Annotated in this window: 14 protein-coding genes; all 14 read right to left on the minus strand. The window is 70.0% G+C overall.

What is annotated here, in order from left to right:
* Positions 1-1,512, minus strand: a complete 1,512-nt coding sequence (locus tag B840_RS06610) for an RsmB/NOP family class I SAM-dependent RNA methyltransferase (RefSeq protein WP_042621495.1) — start codon at positions 1,510-1,512, stop codon at positions 1-3.
* Complete coding sequence (fmt, locus tag B840_RS06615) at positions 1,509-2,468, minus strand: methionyl-tRNA formyltransferase (protein ID WP_042621496.1); 960 nt, start codon at positions 2,466-2,468, stop codon at positions 1,509-1,511. Before fmt ends, B840_RS06610 begins: the two co-directional genes overlap by 4 nt.
* Positions 2,469-2,487: 19 nt before the next feature.
* The gene (gene def / locus B840_RS06620) at positions 2,488-2,997 is read right to left on the minus strand and encodes a peptide deformylase (RefSeq protein ID WP_042621497.1); all 510 of its coding nucleotides are present in this window, start codon (positions 2,995-2,997) and stop codon (positions 2,488-2,490) included.
* Positions 2,998-3,087: 90 nt separating this feature from the next.
* Entirely contained in the window at positions 3,088-4,560 is a 1,473-nt protein-coding gene (locus tag B840_RS06625; RefSeq protein ID WP_084602835.1) for an HNH endonuclease signature motif containing protein, read from the minus strand.
* 130 nt (positions 4,561-4,690) lie between these two features.
* Positions 4,691-6,715 (minus strand): primosomal protein N', encoded by a 2,025-nt coding sequence (locus B840_RS06630; protein WP_042621499.1) that lies wholly within the window; start codon positions 6,713-6,715, stop codon positions 4,691-4,693.
* Between the two features lie 11 nt (positions 6,716-6,726).
* Positions 6,727-7,953: a methionine adenosyltransferase gene (gene metK, locus B840_RS06635; protein ID WP_042622579.1), complete on the minus strand. Its 1,227-nt coding sequence runs from the start codon at positions 7,951-7,953 to the stop codon at positions 6,727-6,729.
* Positions 7,954-8,060: 107 nt separating this feature from the next.
* The gene (gene coaBC / locus B840_RS06640; protein ID WP_042621500.1) at positions 8,061-9,305 is read right to left on the minus strand and encodes a bifunctional phosphopantothenoylcysteine decarboxylase/phosphopantothenate--cysteine ligase CoaBC; all 1,245 of its coding nucleotides are present in this window, start codon (positions 9,303-9,305) and stop codon (positions 8,061-8,063) included.
* A 163-nt stretch (positions 9,306-9,468) separates the two neighbouring features.
* The gene (gene rpoZ / locus B840_RS06645) at positions 9,469-9,759 is read right to left on the minus strand and encodes a DNA-directed RNA polymerase subunit omega (protein ID WP_042622580.1); all 291 of its coding nucleotides are present in this window, start codon (positions 9,757-9,759) and stop codon (positions 9,469-9,471) included.
* A 23-nt stretch (positions 9,760-9,782) separates the two neighbouring features.
* Complete coding sequence (gene gmk, locus B840_RS06650) at positions 9,783-10,400, minus strand: guanylate kinase (protein ID WP_042621501.1); 618 nt, start codon at positions 10,398-10,400, stop codon at positions 9,783-9,785.
* Positions 10,401-10,403: 3 nt separating this feature from the next.
* Complete coding sequence (gene mihF, locus B840_RS06655; RefSeq protein ID WP_042621502.1) at positions 10,404-10,727, minus strand: integration host factor, actinobacterial type; 324 nt, start codon at positions 10,725-10,727, stop codon at positions 10,404-10,406.
* Between the two features lie 206 nt (positions 10,728-10,933).
* Complete coding sequence (gene pyrF, locus B840_RS06660; RefSeq protein WP_042621503.1) at positions 10,934-11,767, minus strand: orotidine-5'-phosphate decarboxylase; 834 nt, start codon at positions 11,765-11,767, stop codon at positions 10,934-10,936.
* 2 nt (positions 11,768-11,769) lie between these two features.
* On the minus strand, positions 11,770-15,111 hold the full coding sequence (gene carB, locus B840_RS06665; RefSeq protein WP_042621504.1) for a carbamoyl-phosphate synthase large subunit: 3,342 nt from the start codon (positions 15,109-15,111) through the stop codon (positions 11,770-11,772).
* Between the two features lie 29 nt (positions 15,112-15,140).
* The gene (gene carA / locus B840_RS06670; protein WP_042621505.1) at positions 15,141-16,352 is read right to left on the minus strand and encodes a glutamine-hydrolyzing carbamoyl-phosphate synthase small subunit; all 1,212 of its coding nucleotides are present in this window, start codon (positions 16,350-16,352) and stop codon (positions 15,141-15,143) included.
* 28 nt (positions 16,353-16,380) lie between these two features.
* Positions 16,381-17,739: a dihydroorotase gene (locus tag B840_RS06675; RefSeq protein ID WP_042621506.1), complete on the minus strand. Its 1,359-nt coding sequence runs from the start codon at positions 17,737-17,739 to the stop codon at positions 16,381-16,383.
* Between the last annotated feature and the right edge of the window lie 8 nt (positions 17,740-17,747).

The following is a 17,747-nucleotide window of genomic DNA, read 5'->3' on the forward strand; positions in this document are numbered from 1 at the left end:
TCAGCCGCCGGCACCTCGGCGCAGCACCGCGAAGAACATCGCGTCCGTGCCGTGGCGGTGGGGCCACATCTGGACGCTCTTGTCGTTGCCCACGTCCGACATCGGCGCGACCAGCTCATGGGCGTCGACCTCGACGGCACCGAGTTCCTTCACGGCCTTGTCCACGATCTGGCGGGTCTCGCGCAGGTCGGGGGAACACGTCGAATACACGACCACGCCGCCGGGGCGGACCAGTTTCAGCGCGGAGGCCAGCAGGTCGAACTGGAGGGGGTTGAGCTCGGCGATGTCGGCTTCCTCCTTGCGCCAGCGCGCCTCGGGGCGGCGGCGGAGGGCGCCGAGGCCGGAGCAGGGGGCGTCGACAAGCACGCGGTCGTAACCGGGTTCGAGACCCGGGTCGCGGCCGTCGGCGACGTGCACGGTCACCGGCAGGCCGCGGGTGGACTGCTCCACCAGTTTCGCGCGGTGCGGGGAGACCTCGACGGCGTCGACGTGGGCGGCGTCGATACGCGCCAGGGCCCCCATCAGGGCGGCCTTGCCGCCGGGGCCGGCGCAGAGGTCGAGCCACCGGCCGCCGTCTTCGCCTTCCAGCGGTGCCTCCACAACCGCGCGGGCGACCAGCTGCGAGCCCTCGTCCTGCACCCCCGCCAGGCCGTCGCGGACCAGCTCAAGGTCGCCGGGGTCGCCGGAGCCGAGGTGCACCGCGTAGGGCGAGTACTGGCCTTCCTCGCCACCGGTGATCAGGGCAAGTTCCTCGGCAGTGAGTTCGCCGGGGCGCGCGACCAGGTGGACGGTGGGGCGCTCGGAGTCCGCGTCGAGGGCGGCGTCGAGTTCCCCCAGGCCCAGGACCCGGGAGAAGGATTCCGCGATCCAGGTCGGATGGGCGTTGCGGAACGCCACCGCGGCGATCTCGCCGGGCGGGGTGAGAAGGGCGATCCACTTGTCCGCCGGGGTGCGCGTGATGGTGCGCATGACGGCGTTGGCGAAGCCCTTGGCGTGCTCGTTGCCGCTGGCCTCCACCAGTCGCACGGTGGTGTCGACCGCCGCGTGGGGCTCCACCCGCGTGTAGAGCAGCTGGTAGGCACCCAACCGCAGCGCGTCGAGCACCTCGGGGGCGATCTTGTCGAGGGGGCGGGTGGAACTCTCGGCGATGACCGCGTCGAGCACGCCCTTGGCGCGCAGGGTGCCGTAGGTGATCTCGGTGGTGAAGGCCGCGTCACGGTCGACGATCCTGCGTTCCCGCAGCAGGCGCGGCAGGATGAGGTTGGCGTAGGCCTCATCCTCCCGCACCCGGGTGAGCACCTCGTGCGCCAGCAGCCGCGGGGCGTCCAGGCCGGGGAAGGTCCGCGTCGCCTGCTTCTTCGCCGGGGGCTTGTTCCCGCCCTGCGGCCGTGACCGCTGGGGGGCCGCTTTACGGGCCTTGGCGGCCTTCGCGGGGGCGTCGGCACGTTTCTGGGGGTCCTGCTTCTGGGGTTCCTGGCCGCCTCTGGACCGGGATCGGAATCCGCCGCTCATGAGAAGGTCACCTGCTCTCCGGATTGAAGGGTCGAGTTGCCGCGGGCCCAGTCGGCGGCGTTCATCATCTTCTTCCCCGGCGGCTGGGCCTCGCCGAGGGTCACCGCGCCGGTGCCGGTGCCGACTGTGACGGTGTTCCTGCCCACGTGAATCTGCCCGGGGGCGAGTTCCGGCGCGGGGCCGTCAGCCTCCGGCCTACGGGTGACGGGGCCGATCTTGATGCGTTCCTCGCCGAGCATCGTCCAGGCGCCGGGACCCGGGGTGTGGGCGCGGATGTGGCGGTCGACGGCGAAGTCGGGTGCACTCCAGTCGATGCGCGCATCCTCGGTGGTGATTTTCGGCGCGTAGGTGGGGTCACCGGTCTGCGGCTGCGGGACCATCGCCCCGGTCGCCAGACCGTCCATGGTGGCGGCCAGCAGCTCGGCGCCCGAGTAGGCCAGCCTGGTGAGCAGGTCGTCGGTGGTGTCGGTGGGGCGGATCACCTCGGTGACGGTACCGAGGACGGGACCGGTGTCCAGCCCTTCCTCGATACGGAAGGTGGCTGCGCCGGTGATGTCGTCGCCGGCCCGGATCGCCGCCTGGACCGGGGCCGCGCCACGCCAGGCGGGAAGCAGGGAGAAGTGCAGGTTGATCCAGCCGCGGGCGGGCAGATCGAGCAGGTCGGCGGGGATGAGGTTGCCGTAGGCGACGACCGGGACGGCGTCCGGCGCCAGTTCCGCGAGCCGGGCACGGATGGCGTCCCCGTCCTCGGTTCCGGCTTTAAGGGTGGCCGGGGTGAGCACCTCGATGCCGTGCTCCTGCGCGAGGGCGGACACCGGGGAGGGGTGGAGGGTCCGGCCCCGCCCGCGGCGGGCGTCCGGGCGGGTGAGGACGGCGACGACCTCATGGTCTGACTGCAGCAGCCGCTGGAGGGCGACGACCGCTGGTTCGGGGGTTCCGGCGAAAATGAGACGCATGCGGTGGGGATGCTCCTTATTAAGAGTTGAACCAGTCGGAGGTGCGGATGGTGGCCATGGCTTCCTTGCGGAGCTCGGGGCTCAGGCGCTTGAGGAAGAGCACCCCGTCCAGGTGGTCGGTCTCGTGCTGGATGCAGCGCGACATCAGCCCGGAGGCGACCATGGCGACGGGGTGGCCGTCGACGTCCCGGCCGGAGACCCTGACCGTCTCGAAACGCTCGGTGTCCATGGAGATGTCCGGGATGGAGAGGCAGCCTTCCTGACCGGTCTGGGTCTGCTCGCCGATTGCCTCCCACACAGGGTTGATGATGTGCCCGCGCAGGCCGTCCTCGATATGACTGCAGTCGTAGACGAAGATTCGGCGGGTGAGGCCGATCTGGTTGGCGGCCAGGCCGACTCCGCCGGCATGGTCCATCGTCTCGAGCATGTCGTCGACGAGCGCTCGCAGGGCGTCGTCGAATTCGGTAATCTCGTCGGACCGGGTGGTCAGGACCGGGTCACCGAACATTCGGATGTCGCGGATAGTCATGGGTGGTGCGGGCTCCTTCTTCGCGGGCGTGTCGTCCCCGTAGTCTACTTCTCCCCTGTTACAGGCAGAATTCCGCGCCTGCCTGTCCGGTCAGGCCGCGTCCCCGGGCGGCGGCCTTCTCCTCCGGATCTTGGCCCCGGCGGAGTGCTGCTGGAATTCGGTCTCGTTCAACTCGACGGGGCCGCCGTCCGGCGGTGTCCACCCGGCCCGTCCCGTGTCGGGGTCTTTGTCCATGTGCCCCAGGCCGCCTGCCCCGTCGCGTTGATCCCGGTTGGCGGGGTGGTGGGTGCGGCAGAGGATGGTCAGGTTCTCTATGTCGGTGTTGCCTTTCGCCAGCCAGCTCACCATGTGGTGGATCTCTGAGTCGCACAGCCCGGTGGTGCATTCGGGGCGTGTGCAGCACAGTTCCTGGGCAAAGAGCGCCAGGCGTTGGGTGAGGCTGGCGGAGCGGCTGGTGCGCCCCAGGTCCAGTGCCGCGCCCTGTTCGTCGTGCAGCACCCCGATGTCGTGGCGGGCGGCGCCCAGCCGGAGGATGTCCGCCGGGGTGAGCAGGTGGCCGGTGTTGGTCGGGAACCGGTCGTCGGCCCGGAGGTCACCGAGTTCGGCGGCGGTCATGGACACCACCACCGATCCCACGCCGGTGCGGGCCAGGGCGGAATCGCCGTCCAGGTAGCGGCGCAGGATGACCATCAGCTGGTCGACCAGGCGGGCCGCCGACGGCCGGTGGTCTTCTTCGGCGGGCACCGAGGCGTTGGCTCCCGGGAGCCGGCCCGGGGCGAGGGCGGCCTTGAGTATCGCCAGGCCGGCCCCGTCGAGGTACATCGACACGTGTGCCCCGCCGTCGGCGTCCTGCGCCCCGATGACGATCTTCCGCTTCCGGAGGGCGGCGAAGGGGTCCTTCTTCCCCTCCGGCGTCCGGCCCTTCCGGTTGGCCTGCCGGATTCTTCCCCGCAGCCAGGTGCGGAGATCCTCCAGGGGGCGCCGGCCGGCCTCGTCGAGGGCGCTGGCGAGAAGTTCCTGGTAGGTGGGATCCGAGTAGGTGTTCAGGTGCTCCAGCTCACGGATGATCATCGCCTGTTTCTCCGCGGACTCGGCCTTGCGGGCGGCGTCCCGGGCCTTGCGCTGGGCTGCTTCCTCCCGGCGGCGGCGTTCGGCCTCCTCGCGGCGGATGCGCTCGGCGGCCTCCTCCCTGGCGCGGCGCTGCTCCTCGGTTTCACCGGGTTCCGGATCCGGCTCGGGCCGCGGTTCATTCCCCGGTGGCGCGAAGAGCGCGTCTCCCCGGCGGAGTCGGGCGCGCGCCTCGGATTTGGACACGCCCAGCGCCCTGGTCAGGTATTCGGAGGTGTGCACCGCCCCGACGTACTTTCCCGCGCCCGCCCGGTCCGCGGCGTAGGCGAAGGCCGCGTCGATGAATCCTTTGGCGCCCCAGATCTTCTCCAGGCGTTCGAATCCCTCCCGGACCTCGTCCACGACCACGGCCGCGGGATCCGCCATCAGTCCGGAGAGTTCGGTGAGAGCCCCCTCGACCCGGTCGACGATGTCCGTCATCTGTTGCTTGTTCATTGCACCCCCTGGCACGACTGGCCTCCCCCGACATCCCCTCAACTCGCTTACGTGTTCGATATTAGCAACCCCCCGGGACCTCCGGCATCAACTTTCGAACCTTCATTCGATTTCACCAATGGCTCACCACCTAGCCGATGTGGATCGGGTCCACCTGGATCCGCAGCGGAAGGTCGTCCCTGCGCCCGGCCTTCGCCACCGTGGCAGCCTTCAACGCTTTGCCCAGCACCGACCGCGGGCCCAGCGGGGTGCGCAGCAGGATGCGCTGGGCGGGGCCGAAACGGCGTTCGTCGTACTCGCCGGGCAGGTGGACACCGGGCGGGAGGTCGACCGGCCCGAGCACCTCGGTGTGCTCTGGCAACTCCAGGATCTCGAGGAAGGTGTCCAGTGCGGTGTTCGCGCCGTCGACGGCGGCCATGTGGACGGCCGGGGGGAAGCGGACGTCGAAACGTTGGGCCAGCTCGCGGGCCGCGGCGCCGACCATGTCCCACCTGATCAACGACTGAACCACGGGCAACCCCGGATCCGCCACGACGACCACCTCCCCGCCGCGCCAGGCGGGGGCGACCAGGGAGGCCACGGCGGTCCACGCGGCGAGAGTGTCCTCGGTGGCGCGCAGGTCCTGGCGCCCGAGCATCGCCCAGGTGTCCAGCAGCAGCGCCGCCCCGTAGCCGCCCTCCCGCACGCGGGGCTCCGCGCCGGGGGTGGCCACGACCAGCGCAGGCTTGTGGTCGACCGCGTCCACCACTTTGTTTCCCCCGGAGGCGATCACGCGGGTGGAGGGGAAGGCCCGGCCCAGCTCCTCGGCGGTCCGGTCGGCGCCCAGCACCACGGCGCGCAGCCGGACGGAGCCGCATTCGGCGCACCGGTGGCGGGCGTCGGGGCGGCCGCACCACCGGCAGGTGGGCACACCGCCCTGCTCCCCCGCGCCTGCCGGGAGCCCCAGGGGGCCGTTGCAGTGCCGGCATCTGGCCGGAGCCCGGCAGGACCCGCAGGCCAAGGTGGGAACGTAGCCCTTGCGGGGGACCTGGATCAGGGCCGGCTCGCCGCGTTCCAGGGATCCGCGCAGGGCGTCGAAGGCCTGCTTCGGCAGTCGTGCGGACGCCGCCAGCGGGTCGCGGACAAGTTCGAACTCGGTGTCGGCGGCGGCGCGGATCAGCGGGGAACGCTGCCGGATCGTCTCACGCGGCGCCACCAGGTCGTGCGCCCACCCTGATTCGACGAGCAACTGCGCCTCGGCGGTCCGGGAGTGCCCGGCGAGGATGAGCGAGCAGCCTTCCAGCGAGCTGCGGGTGGTGAGGACCTCGCGGGCATGCGCGTAGGGCGCGCGGGGATCGACGAGGTTCTCGTCGCCGTCGTGGAGGATCACTGCCAGGCGCAGGTCCGCCACCGGCGCGAACGCGGCGGAACGGGTCCCCACCACGAGCCGGGACTGCCCGTCGAGAATCGAGAGGAAACGCCGGTAGCGGGCCTGCGGCCCCAGGCCCGCGGTGAGCGTGGTCACCTGCTTCGCCGAGACCAGCCCCCGCAGCGCCTCCTCGAGCTGGTCGACATCCCGCTGGTCCGGCACCACCAGAAGCGCTCCCCCGCCGTCCCGGACCACCTTCACGGCCAGGGCGGCGAGCGCGTCCGCCCAGGAGTCGCCCGGGGCGATCTGCCAGGCCGCGCGCGCCGTCCGGCCGGCGAGCACCGCATCGACGAAGGATTCGCCGTGCTGGTAGGCGGACCATGAGGACAGGTCCGGCTCCTGGACCTCCCCCAGCTCCGCCCAGGGGGTGGAGGTGTCCGACTCCTCCGCGCGGGCGTGCCGGGACGGGATGGCGGAACGGATGAGATCGGAACGGATGCCGGCGTAGCGGTCGCAGAGGGCGTCGACAAGCGCGGCGGTGCGCGGCGGGTACACGATTTCCGGGGAGATCACCCGCTCGAGGTAGCGCAGGGATCCTTCGTGCGCGGATTCGGCGGCGCGTTCCAGCAGGATGGCGTCGACCAGGCGTCCGGCGAAGCGGATGCGCACCCGCACCCCCGGCTGGGCGGCCTCATCGTCGTCGGCGGAGACCCGGTAGTCGAAGATCCGGTCCAGGTGCGCCAGGCCGAGGAGCGGGAGAACCCGTGCCACCGGCCTGTGTGCTGCGGGGACGCGGGGTGTGGCCATGGACAACCACCTTAGCGGCCGAGAGCCGCCTGCAGATCGGACACGCGGTCGGTGTGCTCCCAGGGCAGGTCGAGATCGAGCCGGCCGAAGTGGCCGTAGGCCGAGGTCTGGCTGTAGATCGGGGCGAGCAGCCCCAGCTCGCGGATGATGGCCGCCGGGCGGAGGTCGAAGACCTTCTCCACCGCGCCCTGGATGTCCTCGTCGGTGAGGCCCGCGGCGGCGGTGCCGAAGGTCTCCACGTACAGGCCGACGGGGGCGGCGCGGCCGATGGCGTAGGCGACCTGGACCTCGACCCGCTCGGCGAGCCCGGCGGCGACGATGTTCTTGGCCACCCAGCGCATGGCGTAGGCGGCGGAACGGTCGACCTTGCTGGGGTCCTTGCCGGAGAAGGCGCCTCCGCCGTGGCGCGCCATCCCGCCGTAGGTGTCGACGATGATCTTGCGGCCCGTCAGGCCGGCGTCGCCCATGGGGCCGCCGAGGATGAAGGAGCCGGAGGGGTTGACCAGCAGCACCATCTTGTCGTCGACCATGCCCTCCAGGCCGGCGTCGGCGATGACCCAGTCCAGGACGTGCTCGCGCAGCTGCGCGGCGAGCCACTCCTGGGTGGCGTCCGGGTCGTGCTGGGTGGAGATGACCACCGTGTCCAGGCGGACGGGCCGGTCGTTCTCGTCGTACTCGAAGGTGACCTGGGTCTTGCCGTCCGGGCGCAGCCGGGGCACGGTACCCTCCTTGCGCACCTGGGTCAGCCGCCGGGAGAGGCGGTGGGCCAGCGCGATGGGCAGCGGCATGTACTCCGGGGTCTCGTTGGTGGCGTAGCCGAACATGAGCCCCTGGTCGCCGGCGCCCTCACGGTCGTCGTCGTCGATCGTGGCACCCGAGCGGGCCTCCTGCGAGGTGGTCACGCCGGCGCCGATCTCGTGCGACTGCTCGCCGATGGCGACGTTGACGCCGCACGTGCGGCCGTCGAAGCCCACCTCGGAGGAGGTGAATCCGATGTCCACCAGGGTCTTGCGGACCAACCCGGCGATGTCCACGTAGGACTCCGTGGTGACCTCGCCGACAACGTGCACCTGGCCGGTGGTGACCAGGGTCTCCACGGCGACGCGCGAGCGGGGGTCCTGCGCGAGCATGGCGTCGAGCACGGCGTCGGAGATGGCGTCGCAGATCTTGTCCGGGTGCCCCTCGGTCACCGATTCGCTGGTGAACAGACGGATCGGTGCGGGCTTGTCGAAGGCCACGGTGGTGGTGGCGGGGTTCTCTGGCACGTGGGTGGTCCTTTACGAATGGCGGATATACAACTGCAACTGAGCGTCCCGCCCAATATAGACCAAGCTGTCTAAATTCGTCAATTACGCAGCTCGTCCACCGCCTCGAGGATCCGCGCGGCCACGGCGTGCTTGGAGCCGTCGGCGACCTCGGACACCCTCCCGTCAGCGGTGAGCAGCCAACCCCGGTTGCGGGACTGCCCGAACACCCGGCCCTCCCCCACCTCGTTGCACATCAGCAGGTCGCAGCCCTTGCGCTCCAGCTTCGCCTTCGCGAAATCCAGCGCCGAATGCGTCCCGTCCCCGGTCTCCGCGGCGAAACCCACGATGGTCGTCGCCGCCGGCACCGCACCTTCGCGCCGGCACCGCACGGTGGACGCCAGGATGTCCGGGTTCTCGACGAGCCGGACGGTGGTCAGGGAGTCGTCGTCCGAACCCTTCTTCATCTTCGCCCCGGCCTCGGAGACCGGCCGGAAATCCGCCACTGCCGCGGCCATGATGATCACGTCGGCCTCCGCCGCGTGCTTCTCGACGGCCGCCGCCATCTCCCGCGCGCTGCCCACCTTCTCGATGACGGCCCCCGAGGGCGTCGGCAGCTGGTCGGTGTCGCCGGCGACGATCCTCACCTTCGCCCCCCGGTGGGCGGCGATCTCCGCCAGCGCGAATCCCTGCCGGCCGGAGGAGCGGTTGCCCAGGAAACGCACCGGGTCGAGGTTCTCCTGCGTGCCGCCGGCGGTGATGAGCACCTTCCTGCCCTGCCAGTCGGGGGTGAGGTTGGCACCGTCGAGGACCGCGCGCACCAGCTCCGCGATCTGGTCCGGTTCCGGCAACCTGCCCGCACCGGTGTCCTTGCCGGTCAGCCGCCCGTGCGCGGGTTCCAGCACGATGACACCCCGCTCACGCAACGTCGCGACGTTCGCCTGCGTCGCCGCGTTGCGCCACATCTCCGTGTGCATCGCCGGAACGACGATGACCGGGCACGTGGCCACCAGCACGGTCGCGGTGAGCAGGTCGTCCGCCCGCCCCGCCACCAGGCGGGCGATCACGTCCGCGGTGGCCGGGGCGATGACCACCGCGTCGGCCTCCTGCCCGATCCGGACGTGCTGCACCTCGTCGACTGCATCGAACACGGTGGTGGACACCGGATGCCCGCTGAGCGCCTCGAATGTCGCCGCGCCGACGAAGTTGAGGGCCCCCGGGGTGGGAACCACGCGCACGTCGTCACCGGCCTCCTTGAGGTCCCTCACCAGATGGCAGGCCTTGTAGGCGGCGATGCCCCCGGACACTCCCACGACGATACGGCGCGGCTGGTGCTGGTCAGTCATGCAGATGCTCCCCACGATTCCAGTTCACGATTGGTCTCCCCCGACTCTACCGACCGCCACCGACACCGACGCCGCCGGGGAAACCCGGACGGACACCGTGCGGACACGGAAAACGCCCCCCGGCACTTTCGTGTCAGGGGGCGCTCACCGGAAACGGGGGAGGCTAGTGGCCTTCCTCGTGCTCGAGCAGACCTGCGTCGATCTCGCGCAGCGCGATGGACAGCGGCTTTTCGCCGGGCTCGGGGGTCACCAGCGGACCGACGAACTCGAAGACGCCCTCATCGTGCTGCTGGTAGTAGCTGTTGATCTGGCGGGCACGCTTGGCCGCGAAGATCACCAGCGCGTACTTGGAGGACACCTTGGCCAGCAGCGCGTCGATCGGCGGGGCGGTGATGCCCTCCGGCGGATCGTAGACGGCGGTGGAGTTGGACGTCTCGTTGCTCACGTTGGTCACGTACACCTTTTCCTGGGTTGAAATTATTCTTTACCTGCGCTTTCCCGCGAACGGGTCGAAGTCAGGGGAAGTCTGCCCTGCAGGATATCACTGATGTCGGAAACAGCGTCATCCACGTCCTCGTTGACCACCACGTGGTCGAACTCGCCCTGACAGGCGAGCTCTTCCTGGGCGGTCTCCAGACGACGCGCGATGACATCCTCCGGTTCCGTCCCGCGACCGGTCAGGCGCTCGACGAGCACCTCCCAGGACGGCGGGGCCAGGAAGACGGACAGTGCCTCGGGCATCATCGACTTCACGTTGCGGGCCCCCTCGAGATCAACCTCGACCAGCACGGGACGGCCCTGGGACAGGGCCTCCTGCACGGGAGCGGCCGGAGTACCCGACCGCTGGATGCCGCCGTGGATGTCTGCCCATTCGAGCATCAGACCGCGGTCGATGTTCTCCTGGAACTGATCCGGGGTGACGAAGAAGTAGTCGACTCCGTCGACTTCACCGGGCCGGGGGGCCCGGGTGGTCATCGACACGCTGAAATAGAGGCGGTCGACGGTGCTGCGCAGGCGATGAACCACGGTGGATTTCCCCACCGCGGAGGGGCCGGCCAGGACGACAAGCCGACCCGCTGGGTTCTCGCCGGTCATCGCCTAGTCCTCGGAGAAGCCGAAGCGCTCCAGCAGGGCACGGCGCTGACGGTCGCCGAGGCCGCGCAGACGGCGGGTCTGGGCGATCTCCAGCTGCTCCATGATCTCCTTGGCCTTGACCTTGCCCACCTTCGGAAGAGCCTCCAGCAGAGCGGAGACCTTGGTCTTGCCGATGATCTCGTTGTCCTGGGCCTGGTCCAGAACTTCCTTGAGGTTGGTGTCGCCGCGCTTGAGCTGTTCCTTGAGCTCTGCACGTGCCTTGCGGGCCTCAGCGGCCTTGGCGAGAGCCTGCTTGCGCTGCTCATCGGTCAACTGGGGAAGGGCCACGGGATTCCTCCGATTCGAAAGGGGATATGTCTGTTGTCCAGATACATGGGTACCTGTTCTCAGCGGCTGACGCTGACATGCGACGTCTGCAACTCACTGACTCCGGACCAGCTTAGCACCGGCCCGGACGCTCTCCCGACGGCGTGCCCGTTTGGGCACGTCACAGGGTCGCGGTTCCTAAAGTACCAGGTGGATCGCCCAGAGTCTCAATCTTCGTGACCTGGGAATTCACTGGCAGTCGTGACGACCGCCGAGCGGAGGTCCGCGATGCGGGGCCCCGTCCCGAGGACCGCACGGGAGATATTGGGGAACGCCAGATGCTCCACACCCGCGGCGATCCGGGCGACATCGCCCGCCGAGGCGCCCTGGGCGCCGACCCCCGGCATGAGCACCGGGCCGCCCAGGCGCGACAGGTCGGGTGCCTGCGCCAACGTGGCGCCGACGACGACTCCGACGTTCCCGGCCTCCCCGTCCTGTATGTGCGCCTCGTTGCGGCGCGCGCACTCGTCCACCACCTGCTGGGCGATGGTGCGGCCGTCGGCACCCCGGTGATTCTGCAGCACGACCGCCTCCGGGTTGGAGGTGGCCGCCAGCACGAAGACGCCGCGGCCGGTCTGCTCAGCCAGCTCCAGGACAGGGGCGAGGGCCCCGACACCCAGGTAGGGGGAGACGGTGACGGCGTCGCTGCGCAGCGGCGACCTCTCCCCCAGCCAGGCCTCGGCGTAACCGGCCATGGTGGAGCCGATGTCCCCGCGCTTGGCGTCCGCGACGGTGAGGCAGCCTGCTTCGCGCAGGGCGGACAGGGTGTCCTCCAGGACGCGGAAACCGGCGGACCCGTAGCGCTCGTAGAACGCCACCTGGGGCTTGACCAGCGCCGCGGTGTCGGCGAAGGCCTCCACGCAGCGGCGGCTGAACTCAGCCAGGCCCTCGACGTCGTCGTCGAGCCCCCACATCTCCATCAGGGAGGGGTGCGGGTCGATGCCGACGCACAGGCGGCCGCGCGAGGCGGCGGCGTCGAGAAGCCGGGTGCCGAAGGTCACTGCTACTGCCCCGCCGTGTGGTCGAGTTCCTGCAGGGCGCGCACGGTGAGCTCGCCGTCGCGCAGGGCCTCGATGCCCTGGACCGCGGCGGTGATGCCCTGGACGGTGGTCACCAGCGGGACGCTGGAGGTCACCGCGGCAGCGCGGATGTCGTAGCCGTCGTGGCGTGCTCCGGCGGAACCTGCCGGGGTGTTGAGGATGAGGTCGACGTCGCCGTCGAGGATGAGGTCGACGATGGACTGCCCCTCCGCCCCGTCGCGCACGTCGGAGGCCTTGAGCACGGTTTCGCACTCGATGCCGTTGCGGCGCAGCATCGCGGCGGTGCCCGCCGTGGCCAGCAGGGTGAAACCGAGGGAGGACAGGCGCTGGATCGGGAAGATCAGGGTGCGCTTGTCGCGGTTGGCCACGGACACGAAGACCCGGCCCTCGGTCGGCAGCTTGCCGAACGCGGCCTCCTCCGCCTTGGCGTAGGCGGCGCCGAAGTTGTCCGCCAGGCCCATGACCTCGCCGGTGGACTTCATCTCCGGGCTGAGCAGGGTGTCCAGCATGGTGCCGTCGGCGCGGCGGAAACGGTTGAAGGGCAGCACGGCCTCCTTCACGGCGATGGGGTGCTCCAGCGGGAGGGAACCACCGTCGTAGTCGGTCGGGATCATGCCCTCGTCCTTGAGCTCCGCCAGGGTGGCGCCCAGCATGATGCGGGACGCGGCCTTGGCCAGGTGCACGCCGGTGGCCTTGGACACGAACGGCACGGTGCGCGACGCACGCGGGTTCGCCTCGATGACGTAGAGGATGTCGTCCTTGAGGGCGAACTGGACGTTCATCAGTCCCTTGACGCCGATGCCGTGGGCCAGCGCCCTGGTGGACTCGCGGACCTTCTCGATGTCCTCCGCGCCCAGGGTCATGGGCGGCAGGGCGCAGGCGGAGTCGCCGGAGTGGATGCCAGCCTCCTCGATGTGCTCCATGACGCCGGCGAGGTAGACCTCTTCGCCGTCGCACAGCGCGTCGACGTCGATCTCGATGGCCGAGTCGAGGAAGCGGTCGACGAGCACCGGGTGGTCCGGGGACAGCTCGGTGGCGCGCTCGATGTAGTCGGCGAGGGATTCCTCGTCGTAGACGATCTCCATGCCGCGGCCGCCGAGGACGTAGGACGGGCGCACCAGGACCGGGTAGCCGATGTCGTCGGCGACGGCGCGGGCCTCGTCGAAGGTGGTGGCGGTGCCGAAGGCCGGGGCCGGCAGATCGGCGATGCGCAGCACCTCGCCGAACTCGCCGCGGTCCTCGGCCAGGTCGATGGCCTCCGGGCTGGTGCCGACGACGGGGACGCCGGCGTCGGCGAGCTTCTGCGCCAGACCCAGCGGCGTCTGGCCGCCGAGCTGGACGATCACGCCGGCGACGGTGCCGGACTGGGCCTCCGCGTGGTAGACCTCCATGACGTCCTCGAAGGTCAGCGGCTCGAAGTAGAGGCGGTCGGCGGTGTCGTAGTCGGTGGAGACGGTCTCCGGGTTGCAGTTGACCATGACCGTCTCGTAGCCGATCCGGGAGAGCTCCAGGGCGGCGTGGACGCAGGAGTAGTCGAACTCGATGCCCTGGCCGATGCGGTTCGGGCCGGAGCCCAGGATGATGACCTTGTCCTTCTCGGTCTGCGGCGCGACCTCGGACTCTGCGTCCGGATCCAGCTCGTAGGCCGAGTAGTGGTACGGGGTCTGCGCCTCGAACTCGGCGGCGCAGGTGTCGACGGTCTTGAACACCGGGCGGATGCCCAGGGACCAGCGCAGGCGGCGGACGCCGCTCTCGCCGGCGAGTTCGGGGCGCAGGGCCGCGATCTGTGCGTCGGAGAGGCCGTAGTACTTGGCCTCGCGGAGGAGGTCTGCGTCGAGCACGGGGGCGTCGATGAGCACCTGCCGGAAGTCCACCAGGGCCTTGAGCTCGGCAAGGAACCACGGGTCGACGGACGATGCCTCGTGGAGCTGCTCGACCGTGGCGCCGAGGCGCAGGGCGAGCTCCATGTCGTAGAGGCGGCCGTCGGTGGGGCGCTTGAGGTCCTCCAGGACGGCGTCCAGGTCGGTGGCGCGCTCGCCGGCGAAGAACTCGTCGGAGGTGGTCCAGAAACCGGTCTGCTTCTGCTCCAGGGAGCGCATGACCTTGTTGAGGCCGGAGATGTAGTTGCGGCCGATGCCCATGGCCTCGCCGACGGACTTCATGGTGGTGGTGAGGGTGTCCTCGGCGCCGGGGAACTTCTCGAAGGCGAAACGCGGCGCCTTGACGATGACGTAGTCCAGGGTCGGCTCGAAGGCCGCCGGGGTGACGCCGGTGATGTCGTTGGTGACCTCGTCGAGGGTGTAGCCGATGGCCAGTTTCGCGGCCAGCTTGGCGATGGGGAAACCAGTGGCCTTCGACGCCAGCGCCGAGGAGCGCGAGACGCGCGGGTTCATCTCGATGGTGATGATCCGGCCGTTCGACGGGTCGATGGCGAACTGGATGTTGCAGCCGCCGGTGTCCACGCCGACGGCGCGGATGATGGCGATGCCGAGGTCACGCAGCTCCTGGAACTCACGGTCGGTGAGCGTCAGGGCCGGAGCCACGGTGACGGAGTCGCCGGTGTGCACTCCCATGGCGTCGACGTTCTCGATGGAGGCGATGACCACGACGTTGTCGTCGGCGTCACGCATGAGCTCGAGTTCGAACTCCTTCCAGCCGAGGATGGACTCCTCGATGAGGACGTTGGCCTCGGGGGAGGCGGCGAGGCCGCCGCCGGCGATGCGCTTGAGGTCGGCGTCGTTGTACGCCAGGCCGGAGCCCAGGCCGCCCATGGTGAAGGAGGGGCGGACGACGACCGGCAGGCCGAGCTCGGCGACCGTCTCGTAGACCTCGTCCATGTTGTGGCAGACGCGGGAGCGGGCGGATTCGCCGCCGACGGAGGCGACGATGTCCTTGAACTTCTGACGGTCCTCGCCTCGCTCGATGGCGTCGATGTCGGCGCCGATGAGCTCCACGCCGTACTTCTCCAGGATGCCGCGGCGGTCGAGCTGGATGGCGGCGTTGAGTGCGGTCTGGCCGCCCAGGGTAGCCAGGACGGCGTCGACCGGGTGGCCCTGCTCGATCTCCCGCGCGAGGATCATCTCGATGTACTCGGGCTCGATCGGCTCCACGTAGGTGTGGTCGGCGAACTCCGGGTCGGTCATGATCGTGGCCGGGTTGGAGTTGATCAGGGTGACCCGCAGGCCCTCTTCCTTGAGGACGCGGCAGGCCTGGGTGCCGGAGTAGTCGAATTCGCAGGCCTGTCCGATGACGATGGGGCCGGATCCGATGACCAGGACGTGGTTGAGGTCGGTGCGCTTGGGCATATGTGTTCCTTCTTTTCCTTCCTGGTTTCTTACTTCTCGACGCCCGCGGCGGTGCCTGCGGCGGCGGTGTCGTCCATCATCGCGATGAACTGGTCGAACAGCGGGTTCGCGTCACGCGGGCCGGCGGCGGACTCCGGGTGGTACTGCACGGAGAAGGCGCGGCCGTTCTCCAGGGCGACTCCCTCGACGGTCTGGTCGTTGAGGCAGACGTGGGTCACGCGCGCGCGGCCGAAATCGGTGTCGAAGGACTCCCCCGCCGGCGCCTCGATGGCGAAGCCGTGGTTCTGGGAGGTGATGTCGATCTTGCCGGTGACGATGTTCTGGACGGGCACGTTGATGCCGCGGTGGCCGAACTTGAGCTTGTAGGTGTCCAGGCCGAAGGCGCGGCCGAGGATCTGGTTGCCGAAGCAGATGCCGAACAGCGGCAGGCCGGCCTCGAGGACCCTGCGGGTGGTGGCGACCAGGTCGTCCGCGGCCGCCGGGTCGCCGGGGCCGTTGGACAGGAACACGCCGTCGGGGTGGAACTGCGCCAGGTCCTCGAAGGGGGTGTGCGCGGGCACCACGACGGTGCGGATGCCGCGGGCGGCGAAGTGGCCTGGGGTGGCGGTCTTGATGCCGAGGTCGTAGGCGACGACGGTGTACTTCGTCTCGCCCTCGGCGGGGACCTCGTAGACCTCGGAGGTGGTGACCTCGGAGGTGAGGTCGGCGCCCTTCATGGACGGCTGGGCGTTGACCTCGGCGATGAGCTCGTCGACCGGGCGGCCGGCGTCCTCGCCGGTGAAGATGCCGGCGGCCTGGGCACCGTTGTCGCGCAGGTGGCGGACCAGGGCGCGCGTGTCGACGCCGCGGATGCCCACCAGGCCCTGCTTCTCCATCTCCTCGGGGAGGGTGCGCTGCGCGCGCCAGTTGGAGACGCGGTGCGCCAGGTCGCGGATGACCAGGCCGGCGGCCCAGATCGAGCCGTCGCGGGATTCGTTGTCCTCGTCGTTCCAGCCGGTGTTGCCGATCTGCGGGGCGGTGGCCACGATGATCTGGCGGTGGTAGGAAGGGTCGGTCAGGGTCTCCTGGTAGCCGGTCATGGCGGTGGTGAACACTGCCTCGCCGAGGGTCTTTCCGGCTGCGCCGAAGCTGAAGCCCCGGAAGGTGCGGCCGTCGGCAAGCACGAGCACTGCCGGGATGCGGGTGGGGGTGGAGGGCGTCAAGGCGTCACCTTTCGCGGAGATGTCGGTATCATTCTGCATGTTATTCAATCAGACGTATTCTATTCGGTTAACGGTAGGTGTCGGTCGGTTCAGCAGGGGCGCCGTCGACGCAGGTCAGTCGGCCGCGCAGCACGGTGGTGGTCACCTTCGCGGAGAACTCCATCCCCTCATACGGGGTGTTCTCCGCCTTGGAGGCCATGTCCTCGCCGCGGGCGGTCCAGGTGGAGCCCGGGTCGACGACCGTGAGGTTCGCCGGCTCGCCGACCGCGATGGGCCGGCCGTGGCCGGGCAGCCGGACGATCTCGGCCGGACGCTCGCTCATGACCTTGGCCACCCAGCGCCAGTCGGCGCGGCCGGTGGCGACGAAGAGTTCCGCGACCACGGCCAGGGAGGTCTCCAGGCCGAGCATGCCCGGCTTGGCGTGCTCGAACTCGACGCACTTGTCCTCGGAGCCGTGCGGCGCGTGGTCGGTGGCCACGCAGTCGATGACGCCGTCGAGCAGCGCCTGGCGCAGCGCCAGGGTGTCGTGCTCCTCGCGCAGCGGCGGGTTGACGCGGAAGGTGCCGTCGTAGGTGTGCAGCTTCTCGTCGGTGAGCAGCAGGTGGTGCGGGGTCACCTCGGCGGACATGGGGATGTCCTGGGACTTCGCCCACTTGAGCAGCTCGACGGTGCCGGTGGTGGAGGCGTGGCAGACGTGGATGCGGTTGCCGTAGTCCCGCGCCAGCAGGGCGTCGCGCGCGACGATGGATTCCTCGGCGGCGCGCGGCCAGCCCCGCAGCCCCAGCTTCGCGGCGGTCTCCCCCTCGTGGGCGACCGAACCCTGCGTGAGCCGGGGTTCTTCGGCGTGCTGCGCCAGCAGGACGTCCTGGCCCTTGGCGTACTCGAGGGCGCGGCGCATGAGCTGCGGGTCCTCGACGCATTTGCCGTCGTCGGAGAACATCCGCACCTTCGCCTGCGAGGCGGCCATCATGCCGAACTCGGTGAGCTCCCTGCCCGCCAGCCCCTTGGTGATGGAGCCGACCGGGTGGACGTCGCAGATGCCGGCGTGCTGGCCCTTGAGCCACACGGATTCGGCGATGACCGGCTGGTCCATGACGGGGCTGGTGTTGGCCATGGTGAATACGGCGGTGAAGCCGCCCTTGGCGGCCGCCTGGGAACCGGTGATGACGGTCTCGGTGTCCTCGCGGCCCGGCTCGCGCAGGTGGACGTGGATGTCCACCAGTCCCGGCAGCAGCACGTGGCCGCCGCCGTCGACCGTGCGGTCCGTCTCCACGTCCCGGTCGGCGTCGAGGTCGACGATCACGCCGTCCTCGACGAGGACGGTGACGGGTTCCCCCTCGCCGTAGGGGCGGACGTCGACAAGCTTGAGGGTGCCCTGCGCGGCGGGTGCCAGCGGGCCCGTGGCGGGGTAGTCGGTGGTGGTCATGGATACTC

Source organism: Corynebacterium marinum DSM 44953, assembly GCF_000835165.1.
Taxonomy (GTDB): domain Bacteria; phylum Actinomycetota; class Actinomycetes; order Mycobacteriales; family Mycobacteriaceae; genus Corynebacterium; species Corynebacterium marinum.

What these genes read in the sequence shown, in the direction of transcription:
- gmk (WP_042621501.1), bottom strand. Translation starts at nt 10,400, where the DNA reads ATGACCGGCGAGAACCCAGCGGGTCGGCTTGTCGTCCTGGCCGGCCCC.
- B840_RS06675 (WP_042621506.1), bottom strand. Translation starts at nt 17,739, where the DNA reads ATGACCACCACCGACTACCCCGCCACGGGCCCGCTGGCACCCGCCGCG.
- fmt (WP_042621496.1), bottom strand. Translation starts at nt 2,468, where the DNA reads ATGCGTCTCATTTTCGCCGGAACCCCCGAACCAGCGGTCGTCGCCCTC.
- carA (WP_042621505.1), bottom strand. Translation starts at nt 16,352, where the DNA reads ATGCAGAATGATACCGACATCTCCGCGAAAGGTGACGCCTTGACGCCC.
- B840_RS06630 (WP_042621499.1), bottom strand. Translation starts at nt 6,715, where the DNA reads ATGGCCACACCCCGCGTCCCCGCAGCACACAGGCCGGTGGCACGGGTT.
- def (WP_042621497.1), bottom strand. Translation starts at nt 2,997, where the DNA reads ATGACTATCCGCGACATCCGAATGTTCGGTGACCCGGTCCTGACCACC.
- coaBC (WP_042621500.1), bottom strand. Translation starts at nt 9,305, where the DNA reads ATGACTGACCAGCACCAGCCGCGCCGTATCGTCGTGGGAGTGTCCGGG.
- carB (WP_042621504.1), bottom strand. Translation starts at nt 15,111, where the DNA reads ATGCCCAAGCGCACCGACCTCAACCACGTCCTGGTCATCGGATCCGGC.
- B840_RS06625 (WP_084602835.1), bottom strand. Translation starts at nt 4,560, where the DNA reads ATGAACAAGCAACAGATGACGGACATCGTCGACCGGGTCGAGGGGGCT.
- B840_RS06610 (WP_042621495.1), bottom strand. Translation starts at nt 1,512, where the DNA reads ATGAGCGGCGGATTCCGATCCCGGTCCAGAGGCGGCCAGGAACCCCAG.